The 26,002-nt window shown below is 39.2% G+C and carries 28 protein-coding genes; 26 read left to right on the top strand and 2 right to left on the bottom strand.

Annotated elements, in window-relative coordinates:
* Positions 1-430 (top strand): 3D domain-containing protein (locus tag AC4NPH_RS00005; RefSeq protein WP_491938524.1); only part of this gene is annotated, 430 nt, incomplete at its 5' end.
* A gap of 80 nt (positions 431-510) precedes the next feature.
* Here AC4NPH_RS00005 and AC4NPH_RS00010 read toward each other — a convergent pair.
* Entirely contained in the window at positions 511-1,653 is a 1,143-nt protein-coding gene (locus AC4NPH_RS00010) for a C40 family peptidase (protein WP_097813529.1), read from the bottom strand.
* Between the two features lie 194 nt (positions 1,654-1,847).
* On the opposite strand from AC4NPH_RS00010, the gene AC4NPH_RS00015 reads away from it, so the two are divergent.
* The 8 genes from AC4NPH_RS00015 to AC4NPH_RS00050 all read left to right on the top strand — a co-directional run bounded on the left by AC4NPH_RS00015 (position 1,848) and on the right by AC4NPH_RS00050 (position 8,000).
* Positions 1,848-2,897 (top strand): anthranilate phosphoribosyltransferase, encoded by a 1,050-nt coding sequence (locus AC4NPH_RS00015; protein WP_098196670.1) that lies wholly within the window; start codon positions 1,848-1,850, stop codon positions 2,895-2,897.
* Positions 2,898-3,049: 152 nt separating this feature from the next.
* Positions 3,050-3,352, top strand: a complete 303-nt coding sequence (locus tag AC4NPH_RS00020) for an urease subunit gamma (RefSeq protein WP_013057659.1) — start codon at positions 3,050-3,052, stop codon at positions 3,350-3,352.
* Positions 3,353-3,366: 14 nt separating this feature from the next.
* The gene (locus tag AC4NPH_RS00025) at positions 3,367-3,693 is read left to right on the top strand and encodes an urease subunit beta (protein ID WP_098315053.1); all 327 of its coding nucleotides are present in this window, start codon (positions 3,367-3,369) and stop codon (positions 3,691-3,693) included.
* A 1-nt stretch (position 3,694) separates the two neighbouring features.
* Positions 3,695-5,404, top strand: coding sequence for an urease subunit alpha (ureC, locus tag AC4NPH_RS00030; RefSeq protein WP_029322587.1), 1,710 nt, complete (start codon positions 3,695-3,697; stop codon positions 5,402-5,404).
* 10 nt (positions 5,405-5,414) lie between these two features.
* Complete coding sequence (ureE, locus tag AC4NPH_RS00035) at positions 5,415-5,861, top strand: urease accessory protein UreE (RefSeq protein ID WP_063671949.1); 447 nt, start codon at positions 5,415-5,417, stop codon at positions 5,859-5,861.
* Entirely contained in the window at positions 5,854-6,540 is a 687-nt protein-coding gene (locus tag AC4NPH_RS00040; RefSeq protein WP_013057655.1) for an urease accessory protein UreF, read from the top strand. The genes ureE and AC4NPH_RS00040 overlap by 8 nt, the downstream gene beginning before the upstream one ends.
* Before the next feature lie 39 nt (positions 6,541-6,579).
* The gene (gene ureG / locus AC4NPH_RS00045; RefSeq protein WP_013057654.1) at positions 6,580-7,194 is read left to right on the top strand and encodes an urease accessory protein UreG; all 615 of its coding nucleotides are present in this window, start codon (positions 6,580-6,582) and stop codon (positions 7,192-7,194) included.
* The gene (locus AC4NPH_RS00050; RefSeq protein ID WP_098315051.1) at positions 7,191-8,000 is read left to right on the top strand and encodes an urease accessory protein UreD; all 810 of its coding nucleotides are present in this window, start codon (positions 7,191-7,193) and stop codon (positions 7,998-8,000) included. The genes ureG and AC4NPH_RS00050 overlap by 4 nt, the downstream gene beginning before the upstream one ends.
* Before the next feature lie 255 nt (positions 8,001-8,255).
* On the opposite strand, the gene AC4NPH_RS00055 is transcribed toward AC4NPH_RS00050, so the two are convergent.
* Positions 8,256-8,894 (bottom strand): HoxN/HupN/NixA family nickel/cobalt transporter, encoded by a 639-nt coding sequence (locus AC4NPH_RS00055; protein WP_013057651.1) that lies wholly within the window; start codon positions 8,892-8,894, stop codon positions 8,256-8,258.
* Between the two features lie 272 nt (positions 8,895-9,166).
* Here AC4NPH_RS00055 and AC4NPH_RS00060 point away from each other — a divergent pair, with 272 nt between their 5' ends.
* From AC4NPH_RS00060 to AC4NPH_RS00140, 17 genes are all read left to right on the top strand, one after another.
* Complete coding sequence (locus tag AC4NPH_RS00060) at positions 9,167-9,628, top strand: hypothetical protein (RefSeq protein WP_013057650.1); 462 nt, start codon at positions 9,167-9,169, stop codon at positions 9,626-9,628.
* A 235-nt stretch (positions 9,629-9,863) separates the two neighbouring features.
* Positions 9,864-10,631, top strand: coding sequence for a carotenoid biosynthesis protein (locus tag AC4NPH_RS00065; RefSeq protein WP_098196669.1), 768 nt, complete (start codon positions 9,864-9,866; stop codon positions 10,629-10,631).
* Positions 10,628-11,341, top strand: a complete 714-nt coding sequence (locus AC4NPH_RS00070; RefSeq protein ID WP_053487422.1) for a lysophospholipid acyltransferase family protein — start codon at positions 10,628-10,630, stop codon at positions 11,339-11,341. The genes AC4NPH_RS00065 and AC4NPH_RS00070 overlap by 4 nt, the downstream gene beginning before the upstream one ends.
* A complete protein-coding gene (locus tag AC4NPH_RS00075; RefSeq protein WP_475843885.1) occupies positions 11,305-12,444 on the top strand; it encodes a glycosyltransferase family 2 protein in 1,140 nt (379 codons plus the stop codon). Before AC4NPH_RS00070 ends, AC4NPH_RS00075 begins: the two co-directional genes overlap by 37 nt.
* Positions 12,441-13,901, top strand: coding sequence for a phytoene desaturase family protein (locus AC4NPH_RS00080; protein ID WP_050689801.1), 1,461 nt, complete (start codon positions 12,441-12,443; stop codon positions 13,899-13,901). Before AC4NPH_RS00075 ends, AC4NPH_RS00080 begins: the two co-directional genes overlap by 4 nt.
* A gap of 141 nt (positions 13,902-14,042) precedes the next feature.
* Positions 14,043-14,771, top strand: a complete 729-nt coding sequence (locus tag AC4NPH_RS00085) for a hypothetical protein (protein ID WP_013057645.1) — start codon at positions 14,043-14,045, stop codon at positions 14,769-14,771.
* Positions 14,772-14,929: 158 nt separating this feature from the next.
* The gene (locus AC4NPH_RS00090) at positions 14,930-15,673 is read left to right on the top strand and encodes a sugar phosphate isomerase/epimerase family protein (protein WP_097813526.1); all 744 of its coding nucleotides are present in this window, start codon (positions 14,930-14,932) and stop codon (positions 15,671-15,673) included.
* A complete protein-coding gene (locus AC4NPH_RS00095; protein WP_055990953.1) occupies positions 15,670-16,629 on the top strand; it encodes a sugar kinase in 960 nt (319 codons plus the stop codon). Before AC4NPH_RS00090 ends, AC4NPH_RS00095 begins: the two co-directional genes overlap by 4 nt.
* A 2-nt stretch (positions 16,630-16,631) precedes the next feature.
* Positions 16,632-17,912 (top strand): MFS transporter, encoded by a 1,281-nt coding sequence (locus AC4NPH_RS00100; RefSeq protein WP_013057642.1) that lies wholly within the window; start codon positions 16,632-16,634, stop codon positions 17,910-17,912.
* Positions 17,913-17,938: 26 nt separating this feature from the next.
* Positions 17,939-18,583 carry a bifunctional 4-hydroxy-2-oxoglutarate aldolase/2-dehydro-3-deoxy-phosphogluconate aldolase gene (locus tag AC4NPH_RS00105; protein ID WP_013057641.1) on the top strand — a complete coding sequence of 215 codons (645 nt, stop codon included), beginning with the start codon at positions 17,939-17,941 and terminating at the stop codon, positions 18,581-18,583.
* A 101-nt stretch (positions 18,584-18,684) separates the two neighbouring features.
* Positions 18,685-19,695 (top strand): LacI family DNA-binding transcriptional regulator, encoded by a 1,011-nt coding sequence (locus tag AC4NPH_RS00110; protein WP_013057640.1) that lies wholly within the window; start codon positions 18,685-18,687, stop codon positions 19,693-19,695.
* Positions 19,696-19,796: 101 nt separating this feature from the next.
* Positions 19,797-20,432, top strand: coding sequence for a 3-hexulose-6-phosphate synthase (hxlA, locus tag AC4NPH_RS00115; protein WP_013057639.1), 636 nt, complete (start codon positions 19,797-19,799; stop codon positions 20,430-20,432).
* Positions 20,432-20,980 carry a 6-phospho-3-hexuloisomerase gene (gene hxlB / locus AC4NPH_RS00120; protein ID WP_013057638.1) on the top strand — a complete coding sequence of 183 codons (549 nt, stop codon included), beginning with the start codon at positions 20,432-20,434 and terminating at the stop codon, positions 20,978-20,980. The genes hxlA and hxlB overlap by 1 nt, the downstream gene beginning before the upstream one ends.
* A gap of 342 nt (positions 20,981-21,322) precedes the next feature.
* Positions 21,323-22,294 (top strand): DHH family phosphoesterase, encoded by a 972-nt coding sequence (locus AC4NPH_RS00125; protein ID WP_013057637.1) that lies wholly within the window; start codon positions 21,323-21,325, stop codon positions 22,292-22,294.
* Between the two features lie 21 nt (positions 22,295-22,315).
* Positions 22,316-23,065 carry an SDR family oxidoreductase gene (locus AC4NPH_RS00130; RefSeq protein ID WP_098196667.1) on the top strand — a complete coding sequence of 250 codons (750 nt, stop codon included), beginning with the start codon at positions 22,316-22,318 and terminating at the stop codon, positions 23,063-23,065.
* Positions 23,066-23,335: 270 nt separating this feature from the next.
* Positions 23,336-23,983, top strand: coding sequence for a nitroreductase family protein (locus AC4NPH_RS00135; protein WP_057273455.1), 648 nt, complete (start codon positions 23,336-23,338; stop codon positions 23,981-23,983).
* A 422-nt stretch (positions 23,984-24,405) separates the two neighbouring features.
* Positions 24,406-25,977 carry an APC family permease gene (locus AC4NPH_RS00140; protein WP_013057634.1) on the top strand — a complete coding sequence of 524 codons (1,572 nt, stop codon included), beginning with the start codon at positions 24,406-24,408 and terminating at the stop codon, positions 25,975-25,977.
* The last annotated feature ends 25 nt before the right edge of the window (positions 25,978-26,002 follow it).

The raw sequence follows: 26,002 nt of genomic DNA on the forward strand, positions 1-26,002 counted from the left end.
GCAGCAAGCTCAAGCTGAACAGGCTCAAAAAGAGCAGCAGCAAGCTCAAGCTGAACAGGCTCAAAAAGAGCAGCAGCAAGCTCAAGCTGAACAGGCTCAAAAAGAACAACAACCTGCTGAATCGTCACAACAAGCCAACGGCAAGTCAATGACAGTTGAAGCAACTGCCTATACGGCTAATTGTGCTGGATGTAGCGGTACAACTGCTACAGGAGTGGATTTAAAAGCAAATCCAAATCAAAAAGTAATCGCTGTTGACCCTAGTGTTATTCCATTAGGTTCGAAAGTTTATGTAGAAGGCTATGGTGAAGCTGTAGCTGCCGATACAGGTGGAGCAATTAAAGGCAATCGAATTGATGTATTCGTTCCTTCTGAAGGTGATGCTCAACAGTTCGGAAGAAAATCTGTTAAAATCACGGTTATGAACTAAGAAGTTCTTTATAAAATTGCTAGTCTAGTATAGAAATACATAGCTAGTAAAGCAAAAGAGGTGCCTTATGGCACCTCTTTTTACTTTATAATACGCTTTGCTCCTGCATAGCTGTTTTTCCAGTAAGCTGTTGAAAGTGATTGCGTTTTAACGCCTTTGCTGCTGACATAAATGAATTCTTGTTTGTCTAGGTAAATTCCTACGACTGAAACAGATTTGCCGTTTTTAAAGAAAACTAAATCTCCAGCCTGCAGGCTGTTTTGCTTTACGTCCGTGCCGCTTTTATACTGATCTGCTACTGTACGGGGGATAGAAATATTTGAACCCGCGTTTTTATATACATACTGTGTGTACCCTGATACATCAAAACCTTTTGGTGTCGTACCTCCATATTTATATGGCTTTCCAATTAGCGTTTTGGCATACGATACAATTCGCTGCTGTTTTGAACTAACAGAAGCTTGAGGTGCTGGAGCCGGAGAAGGTGCGCTTGTACTTTTCACTTTCAGCACTTGTCCAACTTTTAGCGCATCTGTTTTTAAATTGTTTAATTTTTTTAATTCAGCTACCGTCATGCCGTACTTTTTAGCGACTGCTGTCAGCGTGTCTCCTTTTTTCACCGTGTAGGTGCCATTACTATCAGCCGGTGTAGATGGAGCTGTTGGTGAAGGTTGAATATCTTCATCAAGCAAATAACTCATATTTGCGTTAAACGTTACTTTTCGCTTCGTTTTATAGCTCTTCGCTTTTTGCTGAAATTGCGTATTGTATGCGTTGATTTCTTTTTCAAAATTTGCAGAGATCTTATTAAATTCCGCGTCACTTACATCTCCATACGCATAGTCTTCAAGATCCACAATGTAATTGTAAAGAGCAATTAAGCTGTCGTATAAATACCCTTGAAGCTGACCAGCTTCTGAATTAAGGTGATTCATCGCATAATTTTTATCAGTCTTTGTTAGAAACTGGTCAATTTGATCCGCAAGCTGATCATATGCCGCTAACGCTTTTTCGTCATCTTTTATTCCTTCAATTTCTTTTAGCTTTTTTTCTACGGTTTTATAAAATGGTGCGTAATAATCTGCTAGCGAATTAACGTCTTTTTGATAAACGCTGACAGAAGAAGCAGCATAAGCAGAGTGACTAAAAACAGGCGTTGTCACCGATGCTCCTACTAAAACGGATGCTGCTATAAATGGTACAAGTAGTTTCTCTTTTTTCATTTGTAAAGTCCCCCAAATATCCAAATAATAGTATAGCAGATAGATTATACTATATTAGGTTATAAAAGAACCAGTACTTTTCCTTTAATTTCATATTTTTTAGCAGTTTGCGTACCTGATAGAAGATAATTTAAGGAACAAAGAAAATATGTGATACAATGTACAAATATTCAGTTAAAAAGGAAGTGTACGATATGCAGCAATTTATCAAAGAAATAGCGCGCGGAAAAAGAGGATCAACTGACTTAACGTATGAACAAGCAAAAGAAGCAGCTCGCTTAATCGCTTCTGGACAAGCTACGGATGCTCAGATCGCTGCTTTTTTTATTGCGGAACGTATTAAAACTGAAAATGCAGATGAACTATTGGGATTCGTTCATGCTTTTCGTGAAAAAACAAAAGAAATCCCGCTGTCTCAGCCGTTAAAAGATAAATCAATTGATTTTGCAAGCCCTTATGCAGGGAGAAATTCATTTTTTGCCACCATTCCTGTATCGATTTTATTAGCTGAAAGAGGTGTGCCAGCTTTTTTACACTGTACAGAAGCACTTCCTCCAAAGTTTGGAACAACGATTGAAGACGTACTTCATTCATTACAGATCCCTCAAGCTCAAACGATTGAAAACATCGGTCATGTGTTTGAAACGTTAAAAATTGGCTTTGTAAATGCTGAAACAATTTCTTATCCTCTTAGTCGCATCAAAAAAATTCGTCATGAAATTGGTGTAAGGACACTTATTAACACGGTTGAAAAACTACTAAACTTATCGAATGCTTCTTCTTTAATGATGGGGGCTTTTCATCGTACGGCCATTAATAAGATTGTGCCTATTTTTGCTTCTCTGCCTTTCAAACACGTATACGTGGTACAAGGGATAGAAGGATCAGAAGATGTACCTGTACATAGAAGCAGCTTTGTTTTTACTATCTCAGAAGGAGAGATGGAGTCGTTTATTGTCAATCCAAAAGAATACGGACTGTTTGTGGAAGAAGAGCACTTTGAAAAGAAAATAAGCGTTGAAAAACAAGCGGAATATGTGACGCGCATTCTGGAGGGTGAATCTTCTTCCGAACTGACTTACGTCTATAATCAAGTAGTATTAAACGCTGGCTTGCGCTATTATTTATTTGGCTATGAAGCTTCTATTGAAAAAGGAGTAGACTATGCAAAACGTCAGCTAGCTGAAGGTTTGGGCTGGAAACACCTGCAGAAATGGAAAACACAAGCGATTTCAGAAGAGTAAAAGGTGAGCAAACATGCTCATCTTTTTTTATCGGAAGAGATAAATCCTTTGTTTTTTATCAGAAAATTTACTATAATTAGTTATGTATTTGTGTTAGAAAATGTCACATTTGATGTTAATAAGAAAATAGATTAGCAGAAAGGAAGCTTTCATTGAAACTTACGTCGAGAGAACAAGAAAAATTAATGATTGTCGTAGCTGCAGACTTAGCAAGACGCCGTCAAACAAGAGGATTAAAACTTAATTATCCCGAAGCAGTAGCTATTATTACATATGAAATTATGGAAGGAGCTCGTGATGGCAAGACGGTAGCACAGCTAATGCGAGAAGGGACCAAGATTTTAAAACGAGAAGATGTAATGGAAGGTATTCCGGAAATGATTCATGATATTCAAGTGGAAGCTACCTTTCCAGACGGAACCAAGCTCGTCACTGTGCACGATCCAATTCGTTAAGAGGAGGGAAAGATATGATTCCAGGGGAATATTTCTTAAAAAAAGACCCAATCACATGTAATAACGGAAAGAAATCAATTAGCGTGACTGTAATCAACAGAGGCGATCGACCTGTTCAAGTAGGGTCACACTTTCATTTTTTTGAAGTGAATGCTGCGCTCGAATTCCCCCGCGAAGCTTCGCTTGGCTATCATTTAAATATTCCGGCCGGTACAGCCGTTCGTTTTGAACCAGGTGATGCAAAAGAAGTCGATCTCGTAGATTTCTCCGGAACAAGAGAAATCTACGGTCTTAACAATAAAACAAACGGATCGCTTTCTGATAGAAAGGAAGATGTATAAGATGAGTTTTCAAATGTCGCGACGTCAGTATGCAGATATGTTTGGACCAACCGTTGGAGATGCTGTTCGTTTAGCAGACACAGAGCTATTTATTGAAATTGAAAAAGATTTCACAACATATGGAGATGAAGTGAAGTTCGGCGGAGGAAAAGTCATTCGTGACGGAATGGGGCAGCATCCTCTTGCAACACGAAGCGAAGCAGCGGACTTAGTGTTGACAAATGCAATTATTGTTGATTATACAGGCATATATAAAGCAGATATTGGAATAAAAGATGGACTCATTCAAACCATCGGAAAAGCGGGCAATCCCCTGCTGATGGATGAAGTAGACATCATCATTGGTGCGAGTACAGAAGTGATTGCAGCAGAAGGGAAAATTGTAACCGCCGGCGGTATTGATGCACATATTCATTTCATTTGTCCGCAGCAAATTGAAACTGCTCTTGCCTCTGGAGTTACAACAATGATTGGAGGAGGAACGGGACCGGCTACAGGAACAAAAGCTACAACTTGTACACCCGGAGCGTGGCATATTGAACGAATGCTTGAAGCCGCTGAAGCATTCCCAATGAATATTGGCTTTTTAGGAAAAGGGAATGCAAGTGCTAAAGAGCCTTTAATTGAGCAAATTGAAGCAGGAGCGATTGGACTAAAGCTTCATGAAGACTGGGGAACCACGGCATCTGCCATTGACACAAGCTTACAGGTAGCAGACGAGTACGATGTTCAAATTGCGATTCATACAGATACTTTAAATGAAGGCGGCTTTGTCGAAGATACGATTGCAGCGATTGGCGATCGAGTCATTCATACCTATCATACTGAAGGAGCTGGAGGCGGACATGCACCTGATATTATGGAAATGGCAAGCTTTCCAAACGTGCTTCCATCATCAACTAATCCAACAAGACCCTATACTGTCAACACGCTTGAAGAACATTTAGATATGCTCATGGTATGTCACCATCTTGATCCCTCTGTACCAGAAGACATCGCTTTTGCTGATTCTCGCATTCGCAAAGAAACGATTGCAGCTGAAGATATTTTACACGATTTAGGTGTATTCAGTATGATTTCTTCAGATTCCCAAGCAATGGGACGTGTAGGAGAAGTGATTACAAGAACGTGGCAAACAGCTGACAAAATGAAAAAGCAGCGAGGGAAACTTGATGGTGACAGCGAAGCTGGCGATAACGCACGTGTCAAACGCTATGTAGCTAAATATACGATTAATCCAGCTATTGCTCATGGAATTTCCGAATACGTAGGATCAGTAGAAACAGGGAAAATGGCTGACTTAGTCCTATGGGAGCCAGCGTTTTTTGGAATAAAGCCTGACTTGATTGTAAAAGGCGGTTTGATTGCACACAGCTTAATGGGAGATCCTAACGCTTCAATTCCAACTCCACAGCCGGTTTTATACCGTCCGATGTTTGCTTCTTATGGAAAAGCAAGAGCTAAAACGTCTTTTACGTTTGTGTCAAGAGCAGCGTACGAGAACAAAGTGGGCGAGAAACTGGGGTTGCAAAAGCTGCTTAAACCGGTCAAAAATATTCGTCAATTAAAAAAAACAGATATGAAGTTAAACGGGGAAATGCCTAAAATTGAAGTTGATCCCCAAACGTACGAAGTCAAAGTAGATGGACAAATGATTACATGTGAAGCAGCAGAAGTTGTGCCTATGGCGCAGCGATACTTTTTATTTTGAGGTGAAAGAAATGGTAATCGAAAAAATTATCGGAAATATGGCAACATTAGAAAAACGGACTCCGCATATAGAAAAGGTATATATCGAAAGTGATCACTTAGTAAAACGCGTTCAGCGCGTTGTAACAGATCACGGTAAGGAACTAGGAATTCGTCTAAAAGAAAATCGCGAGCTCACTGATGGCGACGTGCTGTTTATGGATGAAAGCAATATGATTGTTGTGCAGGTGCTGGCAGACGATATTTTGACGATTCAGCCGATTGATATTCAGCAAATGGGAGAAATTGCTCATCAGCTTGGCAACCGACATTTGCCGGCACAGTTTGAAGGTGGAGACATGCTCGTACAGTACGATTATTTAGTCGAAGAATTGCTCCGGCAGCTTGATATTCCCTATAAGCGCGAAAAAAGAAAAGTAAAACAAGCTTTTAAGCATATCGGACACAGTCATGACTAATTCATTGCTTTCGCTGATTCAACTATGTGATTCAAATTTTCCATCCGGTGCATTTTCACATTCGTTTGGCTTTGAAACGTATATTCAGCGAAACCAAATTTACAACACAGAAACCTTTCAAGAAGCGCTTCGTACATACCTTGATGTTCAGCTGACGTATACGGACGGCTTAGCATGCAGACTGGCTTATGAGTATGCGGCTCATGACCAGTTTAACGAAATTATGAGAGTGGATCATGAATTATACGCTCTTGCTTTGTCAAAAGAAACAAGAGAAGGGACAAGACGCGTGGGCCAGCGCATGTTAAAACTTTGCTTAGAGTTATTTCAAGGCTCTTATTTAGAAAAGTATATGAGTGAGGTAAAAGCAAAGAAGGCGTATGGACATCCTGCTGTTGTATTTGCGTTAGCCAGCCTGCAGTTAAATATCACAAAAGAAGACGCAATTTTAAGTCACTTGTACGCTAGCATTTCTTCGTTAATCCAAAATGCTGTTCGCGGCATACCGATCGGTCAAACGGATGGACAAAAAACGCTCGTTCTTTTTCAGCCGCTGCTGCAGCACGCACTTCAGCATATTTTACAAGCAGATCAAGAGGAATTTGGTGCCGTGACACCAGGGTTAGAAATCGCTCAAATGCAGCATGAACAATTGCATGTCCGATTGTTCATGTCATAAAAAAGGAGGGAAGGCCTTCTAACGATGAAGGCGTAAAAAATGAATGCAATTAAAATTGGAATTGGTGGACCTGTTGGTGCAGGGAAAACAATGTTAGTAGAACGATTAACGCGTGCACTAGAAGGACAGCTAAGCATGGCGGTCGTTACAAACGATATTTACACAAAAGAAGACGCGCAATTTCTAGTAAAAAACAGTATTTTACCGGAAAATCGCATCGTAGGAGTAGAAACAGGAGGATGTCCTCATACGGCCATTCGAGAAGATGCATCTATGAACTTTGCTGCGATCGATGAGTTAGTGGAACGTCACCCGGATGTTGAACTTATTTTTGTAGAAAGCGGAGGAGATAATTTAGCCGCAACGTTTAGCCCAGAGCTCGTTGATTTTTCGATTTATATCATCGACGTAGCACAAGGGGAAAAAATCCCGCGTAAAGGCGGTCAAGGAATGATTAAATCTGATTTATTCATTATCAACAAAACAGATTTAGCCCCGTATGTAGGAGCCAGTTTAGAAGTAATGGAAAAAGATACAATCCAAGCGAGAGGGCACAAGCCTTTTGTTTTCACCAATTTAAAAGAAGATAAAGGGCTCGACCAAGTGATAGAATGGATTAAAAAAGAGGCCTTTTTAATCGGCCTTGAATCATGAGCTACACGGGTTATTTAGAGCTTCGAGCAGAAAGAAACAGTGAGCGAACCGTTATTAAAGATACGTACCATTACGGGGCTTTCAAAGTTGCCAGACCTATTTACATGACTCCTGAATCCCCTTTTGTCTATATGCTTCACGTAGGCGGAGGATACGTAAGCGGAGACAAGTATAAAACGATGATAACGGTAGAGAAAAATGCCCAGCTGACGGCTACTACTCAATCTGCGACAAAGGTGTACAAAACACCGAACGAAGCTGTTTTACAAGAAACGTGTATAACTCTTGAAGAACAAGCCATCATGGAATATATACCAGACCCTCTTATTTTGTATGAAAATGCTGCATTTGTTCAAGAAATAACGGTTCATATGGCACAAAACGCTGCTTTGTTTATGTGTGACAGCATAACTCCGGGGTGGTCGCCGGATGGGCAGCTGTTTCAATATACCTCTATGCGTTCCAAGCTTAAACTGTATGTAAACGAGCAGCTGAAGGTATACGATCACTTATACTTGAAGCCAGAAAGCCATTTGCGCGGCATGATGAAAATGGAAGGGTATACTCATTTTGGATCGATTATCATTGTTCATCCAAACGCCGACGACGCATTTATAGCGAAAGTACATCAGCTGTGCGAAGATGCAGGCTGTAAAGTAGGAGCTTCCGCACTTCCGATCCCCGGATGTGCTATTCGAATATTAGCTGCTAGTACACAAGAAGTTGAAGACATAATCGCTAAAGTATACGGATTGTTCCGACAGCATTTACTAAAAGCTGAAGTATCACTTTTGCGTAAGTATTAAAGAGGCTGGGACAAAAATATGTTAGTTGAAAGAAGATCCGAGCGAGCTGGATTCTTAGTGGAGAATCAAATTCGTTCGGATTTTTTTATTGGTAGGGTGAACGTAGGTTCCCTGTATGTAGCTCCTTCTAGCCGTTGATTAGAGGACAAAGCGACGTCTTGACAGAAATCAACAGCTGTGGAACAGGCAGTCCAGATCATTTATCCTACTTGTTCATCTTTAGATGGAATTGTTTTCGTTATGTCTCATTCACTTTTAGAACCACAGGCTAAACAAGCCGTTGCTTACACCTAAATTATACATATAATAAAGGCCAAATATAATGCTGACAGCGCCTGTTACCTGCATCAAGCAGCGGTTTAACGTCACTTGTTTTTTAGTTGTAACGAATGGAATCCCAATAACCGTTGTAAATAACAGCATGCCAAGACAAGTGCCGATTCCAAAAATGATAATGTACAGAGCACCTTGCCATACGTGAGTAACGGTGCTCATCGTTAATACAACCATCGCTGCACTTCCGGCCAGTCCATGAACAAAGCCAATGCCCAATGACTTCAAGTAAGACGTTTTTTCGTGATGCGTATGTACTTGTTTTTTGTAAGACAGAAAAGATGTAAAACCGAGGTAAACGAGCATAATGCCCACTAAAAATTCAAGTGACATGCTCATACGTTCAGAAATACTGCTTTTTAACACCATTAAAATCATGCCAAAAATAAACAGCGTAAGCGTATGACCAATCCCCCAGTATACTCCTGCAAGCGAAGAGCGCCACAGCTTTTTACTTTTTGAAGCAATGGTTGATACAGCGATAATATGATCTGGTTCTAGAGCATGCTTGATTCCTAAAAAAAACCCTAGTATTAAAATTGAAAAAAAACTTGTTTCCATGTCAGCTTTCTCATCCTTTCGTACGTATAAAACTAGTATATCGTACGTTTTTGTTTTAATAAACAGAAAATTCTAAACGAAAATGTCTGGTCGAATAGCTAAACTATTTATCAATTTACAATAAGTTACAAATATTAAAGGAGATGTAGTATAAAAATTTTACATTTACAAAAACTATGAGTAAATTATTGTGAGGTTGATAACTATGGACAAAATTTCTACTGATATCATGCTGTGGAGTTCTTTTATACGTCAAAATGTTAGGACAGAACGTGACTAGACTAGAAGCTCTTTTATGGAGCATTGCGTTGCCGGGCTTTGGACAATTACTAAACAAAAAACATATAAAAGGAATTTTGTTTATTGTACTTGAATTTCTCATTAATATGGGCGCAAATTTTAATGAAGGTATTCGCTTAAGCTTTTTAGGAGAAACAAGGCAGTCCCTAGAGGTAATGAACATGCAGTGGTTAATGTTTTATCCATGTTTGTATTTTTTTGCAATTTGGGATGCTGTTAAAGAAGCAGAAAACGGCGCATCGAGATTTACATTTATTCCTTTTGTCTCCTGTGCTTATTTTGTTACAGTAGGCATTATGTATTCCTCAGTAACAACCATCAACGGTGTTTTTATAGGACCAATTTGGCTTCCTATGCTGTCTGTTATACCCGGACTTGTTGTCGGGCTCATTGTCAAAAAGCTATTAGAAGTGTATATACATAAGAAAAAATAAACGTCATTACAATCTATACATCCGTAGATTTTAATGGACGTTTATTTTATTTTTGTTTATAAATAAGTAATAAAGTCTCTTATTTAGGGAACGTACTAACAGTGGCTGTTTTTACATAATTTTAAGAGAGCGCGGACTACTCATAAAAAAGAGCACATTGAAAATGGAGAGAATGTGTACAAGCTTATATAATAGCACTTTGACAAAAAGAAGCTGGAGAGAAGGTGGATAGAGGATGATCACAAATGGTATTTATCGTTTTTTTCTTATCTGGTACGTATGCGGAGTCGTCTTGCTTTCCTTCGATTTGCTGCCTTCATGGTTAGAATGGGCAAACGCGGTCTTTTTACACTTGAGCAGTCTTCTTGCTCTTATTTATCTAGCTAAAGCTTATGGAGTAAGGCGGGTACTGCTCGTTGCGATATTTGTGACAGGCGCATCTATTTATATCGAAAGTCTAGGTGTTAAGTATGGATTTTTATTTGGATCCTACGATTATGAAAAAGATTTTGGCGCCAAAATTTTAGGGGTTCCTCTGACAATTGGTTCGGCTTGGTTTATGGTTGTGATCACAAGCAGAATATTAGCTCTCGGAATTATGAAACGTATGGAACTGCCGTTTATTGTCCATGGAATTGCCTATGCAGTCATTAGTTCGCTTTTTGCTGTTATTATGGATTTGGCTATTGATCCTGTTGCCTATGTTGTTAAACAATATTGGGTGTGGGAAGGGGACAGCTTTTATTATAATATTCCTTTATCAAATTTCTCCGGCTGGTTTTTATTGTCTTTCTTCATTCAGCTGGTCGTATATTTCTTTTTAGCTAAGTCTCCTAAAGAGGAAAATCCGGTGTGGGAAAAAAGAATGGTATTTTTGTATAGTGCAGTTGTCATGATGTTTGTGATTGTAGCGTTAGCGAATGGCCTATGGCTTGTCGTATGGCTGACGATGATTCCTTTTCTTATTCTTTATATTGTGTATAAAAAGGAGACTCGCTTATGATTTACCCGAAGAAAAACTCAATATTTGAGCGATTTTTTCAACTGTTTGTCACATATCAGCTTAAAAAGCAATTTTATCGTATTCATTTACATATAGAAGGGCTCCCAAAAGATAAAAAAATTTTATTAATTGCTAATCATTCCAGCTGGTGGGACGGTTTAGTGACATTTTATTTAAATAACGCGGTATTAAAAACAGATCTATACGCTATGATGTCCGAACAAGGAATGAAGGATTTTCCTTTTTTTCAACGAATCGGAGCTTTTTCAGTAAATGCAGCGTCTCCGAAGCATACGGTGGAATCGTTAAGGTTTGCCAGTAAGCTGTTAGAAGAGAAAAAAGCGGTGCTTATTTTTCCCCAAGGAAAAGAAGAGCATCTTGAAAAAAGACCGTTAACTTTTTCTGAAGGACCTGCTTTTCTTCTAAAGAAGCATTCTGACGTTGAAGTTATTCCCATTACGTATTATTATACGTTTCGCCATGATCAGCGACCGGAGCTTTTTATCTGGGTAGGGCAAGCTGTTTTTTACGACTCATCTAAGGCAAGAGAAGAGATAACCAACACGCTAGGCGGTGCAGTCACTGCTCAGCTCGATTATCAAAAACAGAAAATAATTCAAGAAAACGATGAGGAATTTACAGTTTTATTAAAAGGAAAAAAGACGCTTAGTGAATGGTTAACGTGGTGGAAAGCGAAGGTGAAAGAATGATTTACTATATGCTTTTATTTATTTTTATGCTGCTTCTAACCATTGTAAATATTAAAGCAATGCCTAAATTAAAAAGATACGAGCCAGATTCCAAAACACCTCAGCCTCTTATTTCTATTTTGATTCCAATGCGAAATGAAGAACGAAATGTAAAGCGAATCATTTCCTCTATTAAAGGATTAACGTACAGCAATCTAGAATGTGTCATACTAGACGATCAGTCCACAGATCAAACACGAACACAGCTGTTGAAAGAAATTCACGGGGATCCGAGGTTTACCATCATAGAAGGAAAAGAGCTGAGAGAGGGCTGGGTCGGAAAAGTTCATGCCTGTCACCAGCTGTCGCAAGCTGCAAATGGAGACTATTTATTGTTTGTAGATGCAGATGTAGAACTAAAAGAACGTACACTGGAACATACTTTAGCCACAGCACAAGCGACAAAAGCCGCTCTTTTAACAGGTTTCCCTCGTTTTCCCGTAAAAACGTGGTTAGAAGCATTGGTTGTTCCGCTTCAGCATGTGGTTGTTTTTAGTTATTTACCGGTTGTCGTAGCTAATCGTAATAAGATGAGCAAAGCTTCAGCGGCGCACGGTGCTTTTATGTTTATAAAAAAAGAAACATACGAGGCCGTAGGAGGACATGAAGCCGTCAAATCTTCACTAGTAGAAGATGTCCACCTAGCCCAGCTTTTTAAGCAAAAGAAACACCGCGTCATTTTAGCTAATATTACCTCTCATGTTAGCTGTTATATGTATGAAACAACAGAAGAAGTATGGAACGGTTTTGCTAAAAACGTCTTTGTAGGTCTGGGCCGCTCCGCTAAAGCAGTTTGGGTACTAAGCGTTTTTTTTGCCTGTTACTATGTGCTGCCGCTTCCTTTTTTTATAGCAGGAATATTCACAGGCAACATGCTTTGGATTCTGCCTTTTTGCATTATGCTTTTTCAGCGGTTTTTAATTGACCGGTCGGCTCAGCAAAAAGGGCTTTTGTTTTGTACGATGCCCGCGTCGGCAATTGTGCTGATGCTGCTGATGAATCATTCCATGAAGCGTGAACGAAAAAAGCAGGGATATGAATGGAAAGGAAGGCATTATCAATGAAAAAAGTACTAATAGTTGGGGCAGGGTTAGGCGGATTAGCTGCAGGAGTTCTTCTTCAAACAAAGGGGTTCGATGTCACAATTGTGGAAAAAAACGAGCATGTAGGCGGAAAAATGATGCCTGTGCAGCTAGGAGAATATTCTTTTGATTTTGGGCCTAATACCATTACAATGCCCGAAGTTTTTCAGTGGTTATTTGAGCAAGCGGGTGAACGCCCAGAAGACTATATGCCTCTTGTCAAACTAACGCATCATACGAATAATTTCTTCACCGACGGCTCCCAATTTTCCATGTCTATAGATGAAAGAAAGATGATTCAGCAGCTTGAACGTCTCGATCCCTTTGCTGCGGAGCAATACCCTGCCTATTTAAAAGAAGTAAAAAGAATATACGACATTGCAAAAAGCCAATTTTTCTACCGGACATTTTCATCGTGGAAAGATTACACAAACCCTTCTTTATTAAAAGCATTGCTGCAAGTAAGGCCGTTTGAAACAGTAGATACGTTTCATCAGCGTTTTTTTCGAAACGAAAACATTCGAAATGCATTTAATCGATATGCAACCTATATCGGATCTTCACCTTATACATCACCCGCTACGTTTTCACTGATTGGACATTTAGAAATGAATGATGGGGTGTACTATGTAAAAGGAGGAAATCCTAGAATTGCAAAAGGGCTGGGACATGTGTTCCAAAAAGCTGGAGGAAAGCTGTATACAAACTGCAGCGTTACTGAAATAATCGTAAAAAATAAACGGGCTGTGGGAGTGGAAGTAAATGGAGAAGAAAAGATAGACGCGGATATCGTTATTGTGAACGGGGACTTGCTAAAAGCCTATCCGGCACTTGTAAAAGAACAGGATAGACCTCATTTTAAAAACAAAAAAGCAGCTGAATTCGAGCCTTCCATATCAGCTTATGTGATCATGGCAGCTGTTAAGAAGCGCTTTTCTCAGCTGATTCATCATCAAGTGTATTTTTCTCAGGATTATAAACAGGAATTCTATGAGCTATTTCAGCAAAAAACGCTTCCAACCGATCCCACCATCTACATTTGTAATTCTTCATATACCGATAACACGGTAGCTCCGGGTGATAATTTATTTATTTTAGTGAATGCTCCTGCTGTGAAAGAAGAGAATCAAGAAGAAATGAAAGCTTACAGAGAAGTTGTCTATCGCAAGCTTTCTCAGTTTGGTTTAGATATCGAGCCTTCGCTTGTACATGAACGAATCGTTACTCCATATGAAATTGAACAAACGTTTGGTGCATTTAAAGGTGCTTTGTACGGCGTGAGTTCAAACCGGAAAATGGATAGTTTTCTTCGCCCAAGCAACGTCTCAAAAGATGTTAAAAACTTATATTTTGTAGGAGGAACGACTCACCCTGGAGGAGGGTCTCCTATGGTCACGATTAGCGGCATCAATGTAGCTATGCTTATTTCATCTTCCTAATTGATAAATCAGGATTGTCAAAAAGTTTAGTTTTTTGGTACTATAAGAAAGTGCAGAGGCTGTTAACCTACTGTTCTTACGGATGGAAAAAATGAAAAAACATGTTACATAACGAAGTTGAAAAGGTGATTACATAACTATATGATTGTATTTACGTGTCTTATTATTATCATAAGCATTATCCGTCCGTACTTGGAAAGCGTGACTGTTAAGCGACTTGCTTCAGAAGGCAAAAAAGTTCGCTACTACAAAGAACAGTTCTTTTTTTATGTGCTAATTTTACTATTTTATATTGCGGTGATGGTATACCATAGGGTTCCAATTTCTATGTTAGGATTACAGGGAGTATATCTCGATACGATTCATCGCACGGCTCCGTATCCAGCGTGGATTGAATATTTGCTGCTTTTAATCTTTGCAGGCTTTATCATTCTTTCCATTATGCTTCAATGGATGAAAGATCATGGAGAAACGGTTTTTGTGGAACAGGAAATGCCCACGTCAATTGAGGCAACCGTTCCTAAAACGGAAAGAGAGCAAAAGTGGTGGCTAGCATACAGCGGTATTTCCAGCTTCGTAGAAAGCACCGTCTATTTTCCTAGCTTTTATTTATATAGTCACTATATATTAGCCATTGAAAACACATGGGTATTGGCCGTCTTAATTGGTATTGGTTATTTCCTATCACAGCTAGCTTTCCAGCGTGACCGTTTAAGTGTCCAGACGCTGTTAGTTGGTATCGGGCTAGGCGCTTTATTTATCATGACGAAGTCAGTTGTCATCATGGTCTTGTACTATGGCTTTAGCTTTTTGATTTATGATATTTACCAGCAAGATCGCAATCTAGTAAAAAGCACAGATGATCACTAAGAAACAACACGGCATAAAGCTGTGTTGTTTCTTTTTTTTTATAATTTATAAAAAAAGCTTGAAAAGCGCTTTCAATAGTCTTATAATTTAGATAAATCGATTTACTAAACCGGTTTAGTAAGTGGTTAGTTAGCATAATAAGAAAGGTAGGTCGATTTATGAATAGTATCATTATCCCGTTAAATGCATTTGAAACAACAGGCTTTCAGCACACCATGATTGGGAAAATACATGAGCAGCAAGTACATGGAGTGGAAATTCGAAGAGAGTTAATGAAAAAAGTAGATCAAGAGATTGAGCTTATTGCCGAAGAATTAAAAAAATATCCGCTTTTTACAGTATATTCGGCTCCAATTGAACTGTGGAGAGAAAATGGAGAGTTAAACACACAAGAATTAAAAGCTATTCTTGAAGAAGCCGTATCACTTGGCGCTCAGTGGGTAAAAGTTTCTCTTGGTTTTTATCAGCCCCAATCGCCTATAGCAGATTTACAGCAGCTATTAGAAGCATTTCCAGCTTTACGTCTATTTGTAGAAAACGATCAAACCAGTCACGGAGGCAACATAGCATCTCTGCACGCATTTTTTGATAACGCTTACGAAGTTCCTGTTTCCATGACGTTTGATATTGGTAATTGGCTTTATGTACATGAACAACCCCAGGAAGCAATCAAAAAGCTAAGGTCATTTGTGGGCTATATTCATATTAAACACGTAATAAAAAACAGCGGAAAGCTAGTGACCACCGCTATATCAAACGGTTCAAATGAAATGTGGAAAGGTATTTTGAAAGGGTTTTCTCATTCTACTTTTAAAGCTTTAGAGTTTCCAATCGATGAACCAGAACAAGTTCCAGGCTTCATTTCATTGGTGCAAGCAGCAGAACAGGAGGAAGTGCAATGAATTCATTAGACGTTATTACCTTCGGAGAAGCAATGGCGATGTTCATGGCAGAACAGCCGGGACCGCTGCATGAGATTAAGCGTTATACGAAAGAACTAGCCGGAGCAGAAACAAATGTAGCAATTGGTCTCGCTCGTCTCGGTCTGCGCGCAGGCTGGGTGAGCAAAGTCGGCAACGATCCTTTCGGTACGTTTATTATGAAACGGCTACAAGAGGAGTCAGTCAACACCGATTGTGTACTAGTAGATAGCGAGCATGCAACAGGCTTTCAAATTAAATCAAAAGTGGAAGTGGGAGATCCGGAAGTTTGTTACTTCCGAAAAAATTCAGCAGCCAGTCACTTGCACTCCAGCGATTTTAATCAAAACTATTTTTTAGCGGCAAAACATATGCATATGACAGGCATACCGCTTGCTGTGTCAGCAAGTATGCGCGATTTCGCTCTACATGCACTTACATCGATGAAAGCAGCTGGAAGAACGGTTTCCTTTGATCCAAACCTTAGACCCACTCTTTGGGCATCGAAAGAAGAAATGGTTATTACAATCAATGAAGCTGCTAAACAAGCAAACTACGTTCTGCCGGGTATTGAAGAAGGAAAAATCTTAACCGGCTACGAAAATCCAGAAGACATTGCTTCTTACTATTTAGATGCAGGCGTAGAGCTTGTCGTTATTAAACTAGGTGAACAAGGAGCCTTTTTTAAGACGGCTAAAGAGCAAGGAATGGTTGAAGGAATAAAAGTGAAACAAATAGTGGATACAGTCGGAGCAGGAGACGGTTTTGCAGTAGGACTGTTAAGCGGACTTCTTCAAAATGATTCTCTTACTCAGTCTGTAAGGAGAGCAAATGCTATTGGGTCATTAGCTGTACAAAGCCCTGGAGATAACGACGGATATCCAACTGAACAGCAGTTGCAAAGATATATGGAATCCCAAAAACAAGGAGTGAAGTGATAATGAAACAGCAGCTAGCAAAAAAAAGATGGCTTCGGTTAATTCCTATCGTATTTATTACGTATAGCCTTGCATATTTAGACCGTGCAAACTACGGGTTTGGAGCAGCAGCAGGGCTGGCGGAAGATCTTCATATTACACCAGGTATTTCGTCTTTATTAGGATCGCTCTTTTTCTTAGGTTATTTCTTCTTTCAAATTCCAGGCGCTCACTATGCTGAAAATAAAAGCGCCAAAAAGCTGATTTTTTGGTCTCTGATTTTATGGGGAGGGCTTGCTACAGCTACAGGTATGGTAAGCCACGTTGGATTTTTGTTTGTTATTCGGTTTGCTTTAGGCGTAGTTGAAAGTGCCGTTATGCCTGCTATGCTCGTATTTTTAAGCCACTGGTTTACAAAAGCAGAGCGTTCTAGAGCCAACACATTCCTAATTTTAGGAAACCCTGCAACCGTCCTTTGGATGTCGATTGTTTCTGGATATTTGCTAGAATCGTTTGGCTGGAGATGGATGTTTATTTTAGAAGGTTTTCCAGCTGTTATTTGGGCGTTTTTATGGTGGAAACTAGTAAACGACGAGCCAAAAGATGCAGGCTGGCTGTCGAAAAAAGAAAAAACAGATTTGCATGAAGCATTACAAAAAGAACAAGAAGGAATTAAACCTGTTAAAGGCTATAAAGAGGCTTTCAAAAATCGTACTGTCATTTTATTAAGTATTCAATATGCTTTATGGAGTATCGGCGTCTACGGATTTGTTATGTGGCTTCCTTCTATTATTAAAGCAGCGCCTAACATGAGTATAGTAAAGACCGGTTGGTTAGCGTCCGTTCCTTACGTATTAGCAGTCGTATTAATGTTAACGGTTTCATATTTATCAGATAAGTTTTTAAAACGAAGCGCATTTGTATGGCCGTTCTTATTGGTAGGAGCGCTTGCCTTTTACGGATCATACTTAGTTGGCACAAGCAACTTCTGGCTTTCTTTTACTTTACTCGTTATCGCCGGAGGGACAATGTACGCTCCGTACGGACCGTTCTTTGCAATTATCCCTGAAATTTTACCGCGTAATGTTGCCGGAGGAGCGATGGCTTTAATTAATAGCATGGGCGCACTTGGCTCATTTGCGGGTTCTTATATCGTAGGGTTTTTGAATGGATCAACAGGAGGATTTGGCGCTTCCTATATCTTTATGGCGGGATCATTATTCCTTGCTGCCATTCTAACTATTGTCGCAACGAAAAAGCCAAGAGAAGTTCAAAGTGTAAAGCCAGTTGAAACAACAGCTTAATGCAACGATAGAAAAGGAGAATTCAAATGCATATTGAGAAAATTACAAGTAGCGGTATTGTAGCGGTTATTCGAGGAGCAAGTGCTGAGCGAATTATTCCGCTTGCCTACGCGTTAAAAGAAGGCGGAGTAACAAACCTAGAAATTACAATGGAAAACCCTGCTGCCGTAGAGGTTATTAAAGAGTTAAAAAATGAATTTGACGACTCGATGTTTATTGGAGCAGGAACTGTTCTAGACGAAGAAACAGCACGAATTGCTATTATGGCAGGAGCGTCATTTATTTTTTCTCCTACGGTTAATGAACGAACAATTAAAACGGCTAAAAGATACGGAGTCATTAGCGTTCCGGGCGCTTTTACACCCACTGAAATTTTAACAGCCTATGAATGCGGTGCAGATATGATTAAAGTCTTCCCGGCAAGCGTAGTGGGCCCCGCTTATTTTAAAAATATAGCAGGACCGCTTCCTCATATTCCATTAATGCCAACGGGCGGCGTTACGGCTGAAAATGCAGGAGCTTATATTAAAGCTGGAGCAGCTGCTATTGGGGCAGGAAGCACATTAGTGGATGGAAAGCAGCTTCCAACTCCTGAATACTTACTTCAAGTAACAAAGGAAGCGAAGCGTTTTACTCATGAAATTCAAGAAGCTAGGCTTGCGTACGTTTAATAAATAAAGCCTTCTGCTAGCAAGAAGGCTTTTCCTTTTTCGTTTTTTTCGTTTACACTAGGAGTAGCATAATTTTAGGGATTGAATGAAAAGGACGGATTATGATGCAAAAAGTTACTATGCTGGACGTTGCAAAAGCAGCAAATGTCTCCAAAAGCACCGTATCACAATACATTAACAAGCGGTATGAATATATGGGCGAAGAAACACGAAAGAAAATTAAAGAAGCGATTGATACACTCGGCTATCAGCCCAACTATCTAGCAAGGAGCTTAAAACAAAAGCGAACGTCGATGATTGGGATTATTGTAGCGAATATTATGCACAGATTTTCTACTGAAGTCATTCGTGCAATTGAAGACTATTGCCATTCACAAGATATACATGCCATCATCTGTAACGCAGATGATGACCCTGATAAAGAAAAGAAATATATTAATATGTTAAAAGCAAAGCAAGTAGATGGCCTTATTTTATTTCCAACGGGAGCCAATACTTCTCTTTATGAGCAGATGATCAAAGAAGAATATCCGGTTGTTATTATGGATCGTAAAATTCATGATGTAAAAGGAAAAATTCCATCCGTAGTGGCAAACAACCAAGAAGCCACAAAACAGGCTATTTTGCATCTCCTCGAGCTTGGACATAAGCATATAGCGATTATTACAGAACCATTAACTATTACACCCCGGATTGAACGTGTAGAAGGGTACAAAGAAGCGTTAACATCAGCCAATATGCCTGTAAATGAATCCATGATTATCAACTGCAAAAAAGCGGACATGCAAAAAGCGCTTGAGAAGCTATTTGCAGCCGATAATCCGCCGACAGCGCTGCTTGCTGGAAACGATTTAGTATTCATTGAAGTGCAGAAATTTATTAAACAACACGGATTTAATATCCCAAATGATTTATCTTTAATTGTTTATGATAATATTCCTTACGCAGATGTAGCAACGCCTGCTGTTACGACGATTTCGCAGCCCGCTTTTGATATGGGAACAAAAGCAGCAGATTTACTTATTAAACAAATTTTGAAAGAAAAGATAGCTTATGAAGAGTACCAGTATGAGTGTGAATTAATTATTCGAGAAACAACTTTGTCGCATTAAGCTAAAAAGAGCGCCTATGGCGTGCTCTTTTTAGCTCATCAAAATATTGGTTTTTTTTACGCTGTTACTAAACCGGTTTAGTAGAAAGTGAGGAAAAAAATATGAAGATACAAGTAGCATTAGATCGTGTCACAATTGAAGAAGCTATTATCCTTGCCAAGCTGGCAGAACCCTCTGTTGATTGGATTGAAGTAGGTACATCTCTTATAAAAGAGTATGGAATTGAAAGCATTTATAAAATCAAACAGGCATTTCCACACAAGACGATTGTAGCAGATATCAAAACAATTGATAACGCAGAGTATGAGTTTACAATGTGCTATCAAGCAGGTGCAGATATAGCAACAGTCATGGGCGTATCACCTTTACCTACGATAGATACTTGCGCAAATGTCAGCGAAAAATGGAATAAAAAAATGATGGTTGATTTATTAAACACATCAAGCAGCTCGCAAAAGCAAGTAGGTATTTATAGAAACGCTATTTTTTGCCATCATATCAGCAAAGACGAGCAAGAAAAAGAAGGAAAATCGCTGAGTCAAATAAATTTGCGGCAATATTTTCATTCAGATGCCCAAATAGCAGTAGCAGGAGGAATTAATCCAGCCTCAGCAGCATCGTTACTTCAAATGAAAGCGGACGTCGCGATTATTGGATCAGCGATTACAAAAAGTGCGGATGTGGCAAAGGCATCTGCTGAATTTCAAAACTTATTTATGAGCAGGGGGAACGTATAATGACAAAAACACAAACGATTTTAGACGAAATTACGGCCGTAATGAATCACATAAAAGAACCGCAAATAGAAGAAGTAGCGTTTTCACTTTACCAAGCGAAACGAATTTTTGTTATAGGCGAAGGCCGCTCTGGGTTAATGGGCAAATCATTTGCGATGAGACTGATGCATTTAGGTGCGACAGTATATGTTGTAGGGGAGACCATTACTCCTTCGATTGCAGCAGGTGACGTGTTGGTGGCCGTATCTGGTTCAGGAAAAACACAGCAAGTGGTGAGTGTAGCTAAAAAAGCCAAAGAAGTAGGATGTTCAGTTATCGGCATTTCAGCTAGTACAGAATCACCGTTAACTGCTCATACTGATGAGCTGCTGCACATTCCCGCTGCAACCAAATACCGAAGCGAAAATGAAGCCGCTTCTATTCAGCCTTTAGGCTCATTATTTGATCAATGTGCTCACGTTGTATTTGATGCCATTTGCTTAGAATACGGGAATTTGAATCACACGGATCATGAACAGGCGTTTAAGCAGCATAGCAATTTAGAATAAGAGGAAAGAGGCTAGAACAAAAGTAGGTTATTTAAAAGAAAATCCGAACGATGAATCGAGATTCTTGATAAAGAATCACATTCGTTCGGATTTTTTCATTGGTATAGGTGAGCGTAGGTTTCATGTGTGTAGTTGCTTCTAGCTGTTAATTGAATCGATGTAGTTATGTCTCATTCTCTTTTGATACAGGCAAGTCTAAGTCTGAGCGTTTACTTCAGTTTTGTTTATTGCGAATATATTCCTTCTCTTCAAAGTAAATGACAGCATTTTTATGCTGAAATTGCTATAATATACAAGCCGGTACATATACTAAGGCGACTGAAAATAAAGGAGTTTTGATTAATGACAAAAATAAAATTAATTTCACATAACGATTTAGACGGGGTAAGTCCAGCACTGTTGGGTCGGTTAGCGTTTAGCGATGACAACTTTGATTACAGCACGGTAAGCATTGGCCGCATCAATGACACAGTGACACATTTTATTGAAGAAGAAAACGATGGAGACACAGCTTTATACATAACGGATATTAGCGTAAATGAGGAAGTAGCGGAAAAATTAAATGAACTGGTAAAAAAAGGCCAGCAAATCACTCTTATTGACCATCATATCTCTGCTCTTCCACTAGCTGAGAAATACGATTGGGTTCATGTTATTGCGGAAGATGAAAACGGTAAAAAGACGGCAGCTACATCTCTTTTCTATGACTACTTAGTGCGCCGCAACATGCTCCAAAAAACGGCGTTGCTTGATGAGTACGTAGAACTTGTGCGCTTATTTGATACGTGGGACTGGTTCCATGAAAATAACTTGAAAGCAAAGCGCCTTAATCACCTATATTATCTAATCCCGCATGAAGAATTTAAAGAAACCATTCTAGAAACACTTCGTGAATCGTATCATACTGAAAATCAAGAATTTACGTTTACGGACAAACACGAAATTTTACTAGAAGCAGAAGAAAAAAAGATTGAAAAATACATTTATGACAAACAAAAACAAATCATAAAAGAAAGGGTTGAAATTGATAAAACAGCGTACAACGCAGGGATTGTATTTGCAGATACATATCAGTCTGAGCTAGGAAATGCACTGTGTCTAGAAAACGAAGATATCGACTTTTCCGTTATGGTGGACATGGGACGCCAAAAGATTGGCTTCCGTGCAGTAAAAGACGAAATCAACTTAGCAGAAATTGTTGGGCACCTTGGAGGAGGAGGTCACCCAAAAGCTTCTGGATGCAAGTTAACGGCTGAAACGTTTGCTCTTTTCGTCACGGATCACTTGTTTAAAGACGAAGAAAAAAGTGAATAAAGCGTATAAGGAGGAGATGATATGTCGTTTAAAGATTTAGTTGTTGTTGTTACCGGAGCTGCGAACGGAATAGGTAAAGATGTATCCCGCGCATACGCGAAACAAGGAGCAAAAGTGGTATTGGCAGATGTGGACGAAACCGAAGGAGAGGGTCACGCGGAAGCTATTCAAAGACAAGGCGGAGAAGCCATTTTTGTGAAAACAGACGTCCGAAAAGAAGGCGACATTTTAAATCTCGTTGAAAAAACGGTCAGTACGTATGGAACGATACATATTTTGATTAATAATGCAGGCGTTTCCCGCTGGAAATCACCGTATGAGCTAACCATTGATGAATGGGATGACATTATCAATACGAACCTGCGCAGCGTGTTTCTATGCTCTCGCGAAGCAGCTAAGGTGATGAGAAAAAACGAAAGCGGAGGCTCCATTGTAAACTTAGCTTCTACAAGAGCTACAATGTCTGAACCTCACACAGAAGCCTATGCGGCTACAAAAGGAGGAATCGTTGCTTTAACTCATGCACTTGCCATTTCACTTGGTGATGACAATATCACAGTAAATGCTATTTCTCCAGGATGGATTGAGACATCTGACTACGATGACCTTCGTGAAATCGATCATACGCAGCATCCGTCTAATCGGGTGGGAACGCCAGCCGATATTTCAAGAGCGTGTATGTACTTAACAAACGTTGAAAATGATTTTGTAACAGGAGCTAACCTCGTAGTAGACGGGGGAATGACGCGAAAGATGATTTATGAACATTAAGCATCTGTGAAAAAAGACTGCCGTATCTAGCGGTCTTTTTTCATATAATCAAGAAAGGAAAAAGATAATCATTTTTTTCTTGACAGACTAAAATAATCATTGTAAAGTAAGTTACATAAAGTAATTAAATTTCAATTAATATTTTTTTAGTTTAATATCTCGAATTAGAGATATAAGAATTCATTATACCTTGTTTATCTCCTTTTATCAGGGGGATGGGTATAAACATGCAATTCAAGTTAAAAAAACAAACAATTAGGAGTGTGGAAAATGGGTTTTTTAGATAAATTATTTGATAAATCAAGTGATCAACAACAGGTTGGAAAAGATTTTTATGAAGCAATTAAAAGCCGACGTTCTATTTATGCAATTGATAAAAATGTAAAAATATCAGAAGAAAAAATTGAAGAAATTATTAACTTTGCGGTGAAACATACCCCTTCATCATTTAATTCTCAAAGCGCACGCGTAGTTGTTTTATTTGGCGAACAGCATGATAAAGTATGGAATATTACGAGAGAAACGCTTCGTAAAATTGTTCCAGCTGAAAATTTTTCAGATACGGATCAAAAAATGAACTTATTCGGAAGCGGCTATGGAACAGTTCTTTTCTTTGAAGATCAAGAAGTAATTGAAGGATTGCAAAAGCAGTTCGCATCTTATAGCGAAAATTTCCCGGTTTGGTCTAACCAATCATCAGGTATGCTGCAGCATGTGATTTGGACAGCGCTTGAGCTGGAAGGCCTAGGAGCAACTTTACAGCATTACAATCCATTGATTGACGATGAAGTAAAAGCAGCTTGGAATATTCCAAGCTCATGGAAATTAATTGCTCAAATGCCATTTGGTAATCCTGTGGCGCCAGCGGGCGAAAAAGAATTTCAACCGCTAAGTGAACGTGTAAAAGTATTTAAATAAGAAAAAAGAGGTACGGACAAAATTATTTTAGTTGAAGCAAAATCCGAACGATGAATCGTTCGGATTTTTTCATTGGTATGGCAAGCGTAGGTATTGCGTATGTAGCTGCTTCTAGCGGTTGATTTCGTTATGTCTCAGACCCTTTTTTTAGTGAATAGTTTGAATATTCTTTTATGTTTAACCTAAGAAAAATGCGGTTAAATAGGAGGAGTAGTCCTCAAATCTTCTGTGGAATTTATGCGCTATACATAAGCAATTCAACGATGTTTTACAAAAAAATAAAGTTTTTAACTTGGTTTTTTAGAGAATATTTGTTAACATATCCACTTGTGAGGTCTTAGTAAGAGGAGGATGATGTAAAGAATCCCATATCGGACGCAAGGGCGTAGATATGTGGAGTGGGAATTTTAAAGGAGGATTTTATGTCTGATCAAGGAAATCAAGGAAAATTTAAAAAATCAATATCGTTACTTGACCTAACGTTAATTGGGATGGGAGCTATTTTTGGTTCCGCCTGGTTATTTGCGGTTAGTAACGTAGCGTCAAAGGCTGGTCCAGCCGGAAGTTTTTCGTGGCTGATTGGCGGAGTCATTATTTTACTTATCGGTTTAGTGTATGCTGAACTTGGAGCAGCGCTGCCGCGTACCGGTGGAATTATCCGTTATCCGGTTTACTCGCATGGTCATTTAGTGGGTTACTTAATTTCATTCATTACCATTATTGCTTACACAAGTTTGATTGCCATCGAGGTAACGGCTGTACGTCAGTATGTTGCGTTTTGGCTTCCTGGTCTAACTAAACATGGTTCTGAATCGCCTACTACAATCGGCTGGTTATTTCAGTTCGCGTTATTAACGCTATTTTTTATCATTAACTACGTAAGTGTAAAAGCATTTGCTAAGTCAAATGTCATTATATCTGTGTTCAAATATGCGGTTCCTCTTACAATTATCGTCGTGTTAGCTTATCACTTTAAATCAGCTAACTTTACAACTGGCGATTTTGCTCCGTTTGGTTTTAATGGTATTCAAGCAGCCATTTCAACAGGTGGCGTTATGTTTGCTTACCTAGGACTTCACCCTATTGTTTCTGTAGCCAGTGAAGTTAAAAACCCGCAGCGTAATATTCCAATCGCGCTCATTATCTGTATTGTACTTTCAGCGATTATTTACACAGCACTGCAAGTATTGTTCATTGGTAACATCCCGGCTGATATGCTATCAGGAGGATGGGGAACAATTCAAGAGCAATTCTCTTTACCATTTAAAGATATTGCACTTATTTTAGGCCTTGGCTGGTTAGTAACGCTTGTTATTTTTGATGCTATTTTATCACCAGGCGGTAACGGGAACATCTTCATGAATACAACTTCTCGTTTAGTGTATGCTTGGTCTCGTAATGGAACATTATTTAAACGTTTCTCAAAAGTAGATAAGAAAACAGGAATTCCACGTGCGTCACTATGGCTATCATTTGGAATGTCCGTATTCTGGACACTGCCATTTCCTTCTTGGGAAGCGCTAGTAAACGTATGTTCAGTGGCACTTATTCTGTCTTATGCGATTGCGCCAATTTCAGCTGCTGCATTCAGAGTAAATGCAAAAGACCTTAAGAAGCCTTTTAAATTAAAAGGCATGAGCGTTATTGCTCCTGTTTCATTTATTTTCTGTTCATACATCGTATATTGGTCAGGATGGACGACAATTTCTTGGCTGCTAGGATCACAGCTTCTAATGGTTGTTATCTACGTAGCGTTTAAGAAATATGTACCAACTGACGTCGTAAAATTTGCACAGCAGCTTAAATCTGCTTGGTGGCTAGTTGCTTATTATATTATTATGCTTGTTATCTCTTATCTAGGTTCATTTGGTGGAGGACAAGGTGTGCTAAGCAACCCGCTTGACTTAATTTTAATTGCTCTTGTTTCACTTGGTATTTTCTACTGGGCGAAATACACAGGTTTACCAAAAGCAGTTATCGATACAGATGATTAATAAAAAACACGGCATGAATTCATGC

It is taken from the genome of Priestia sp. MDV22-iso46 (assembly GCF_058629175.1).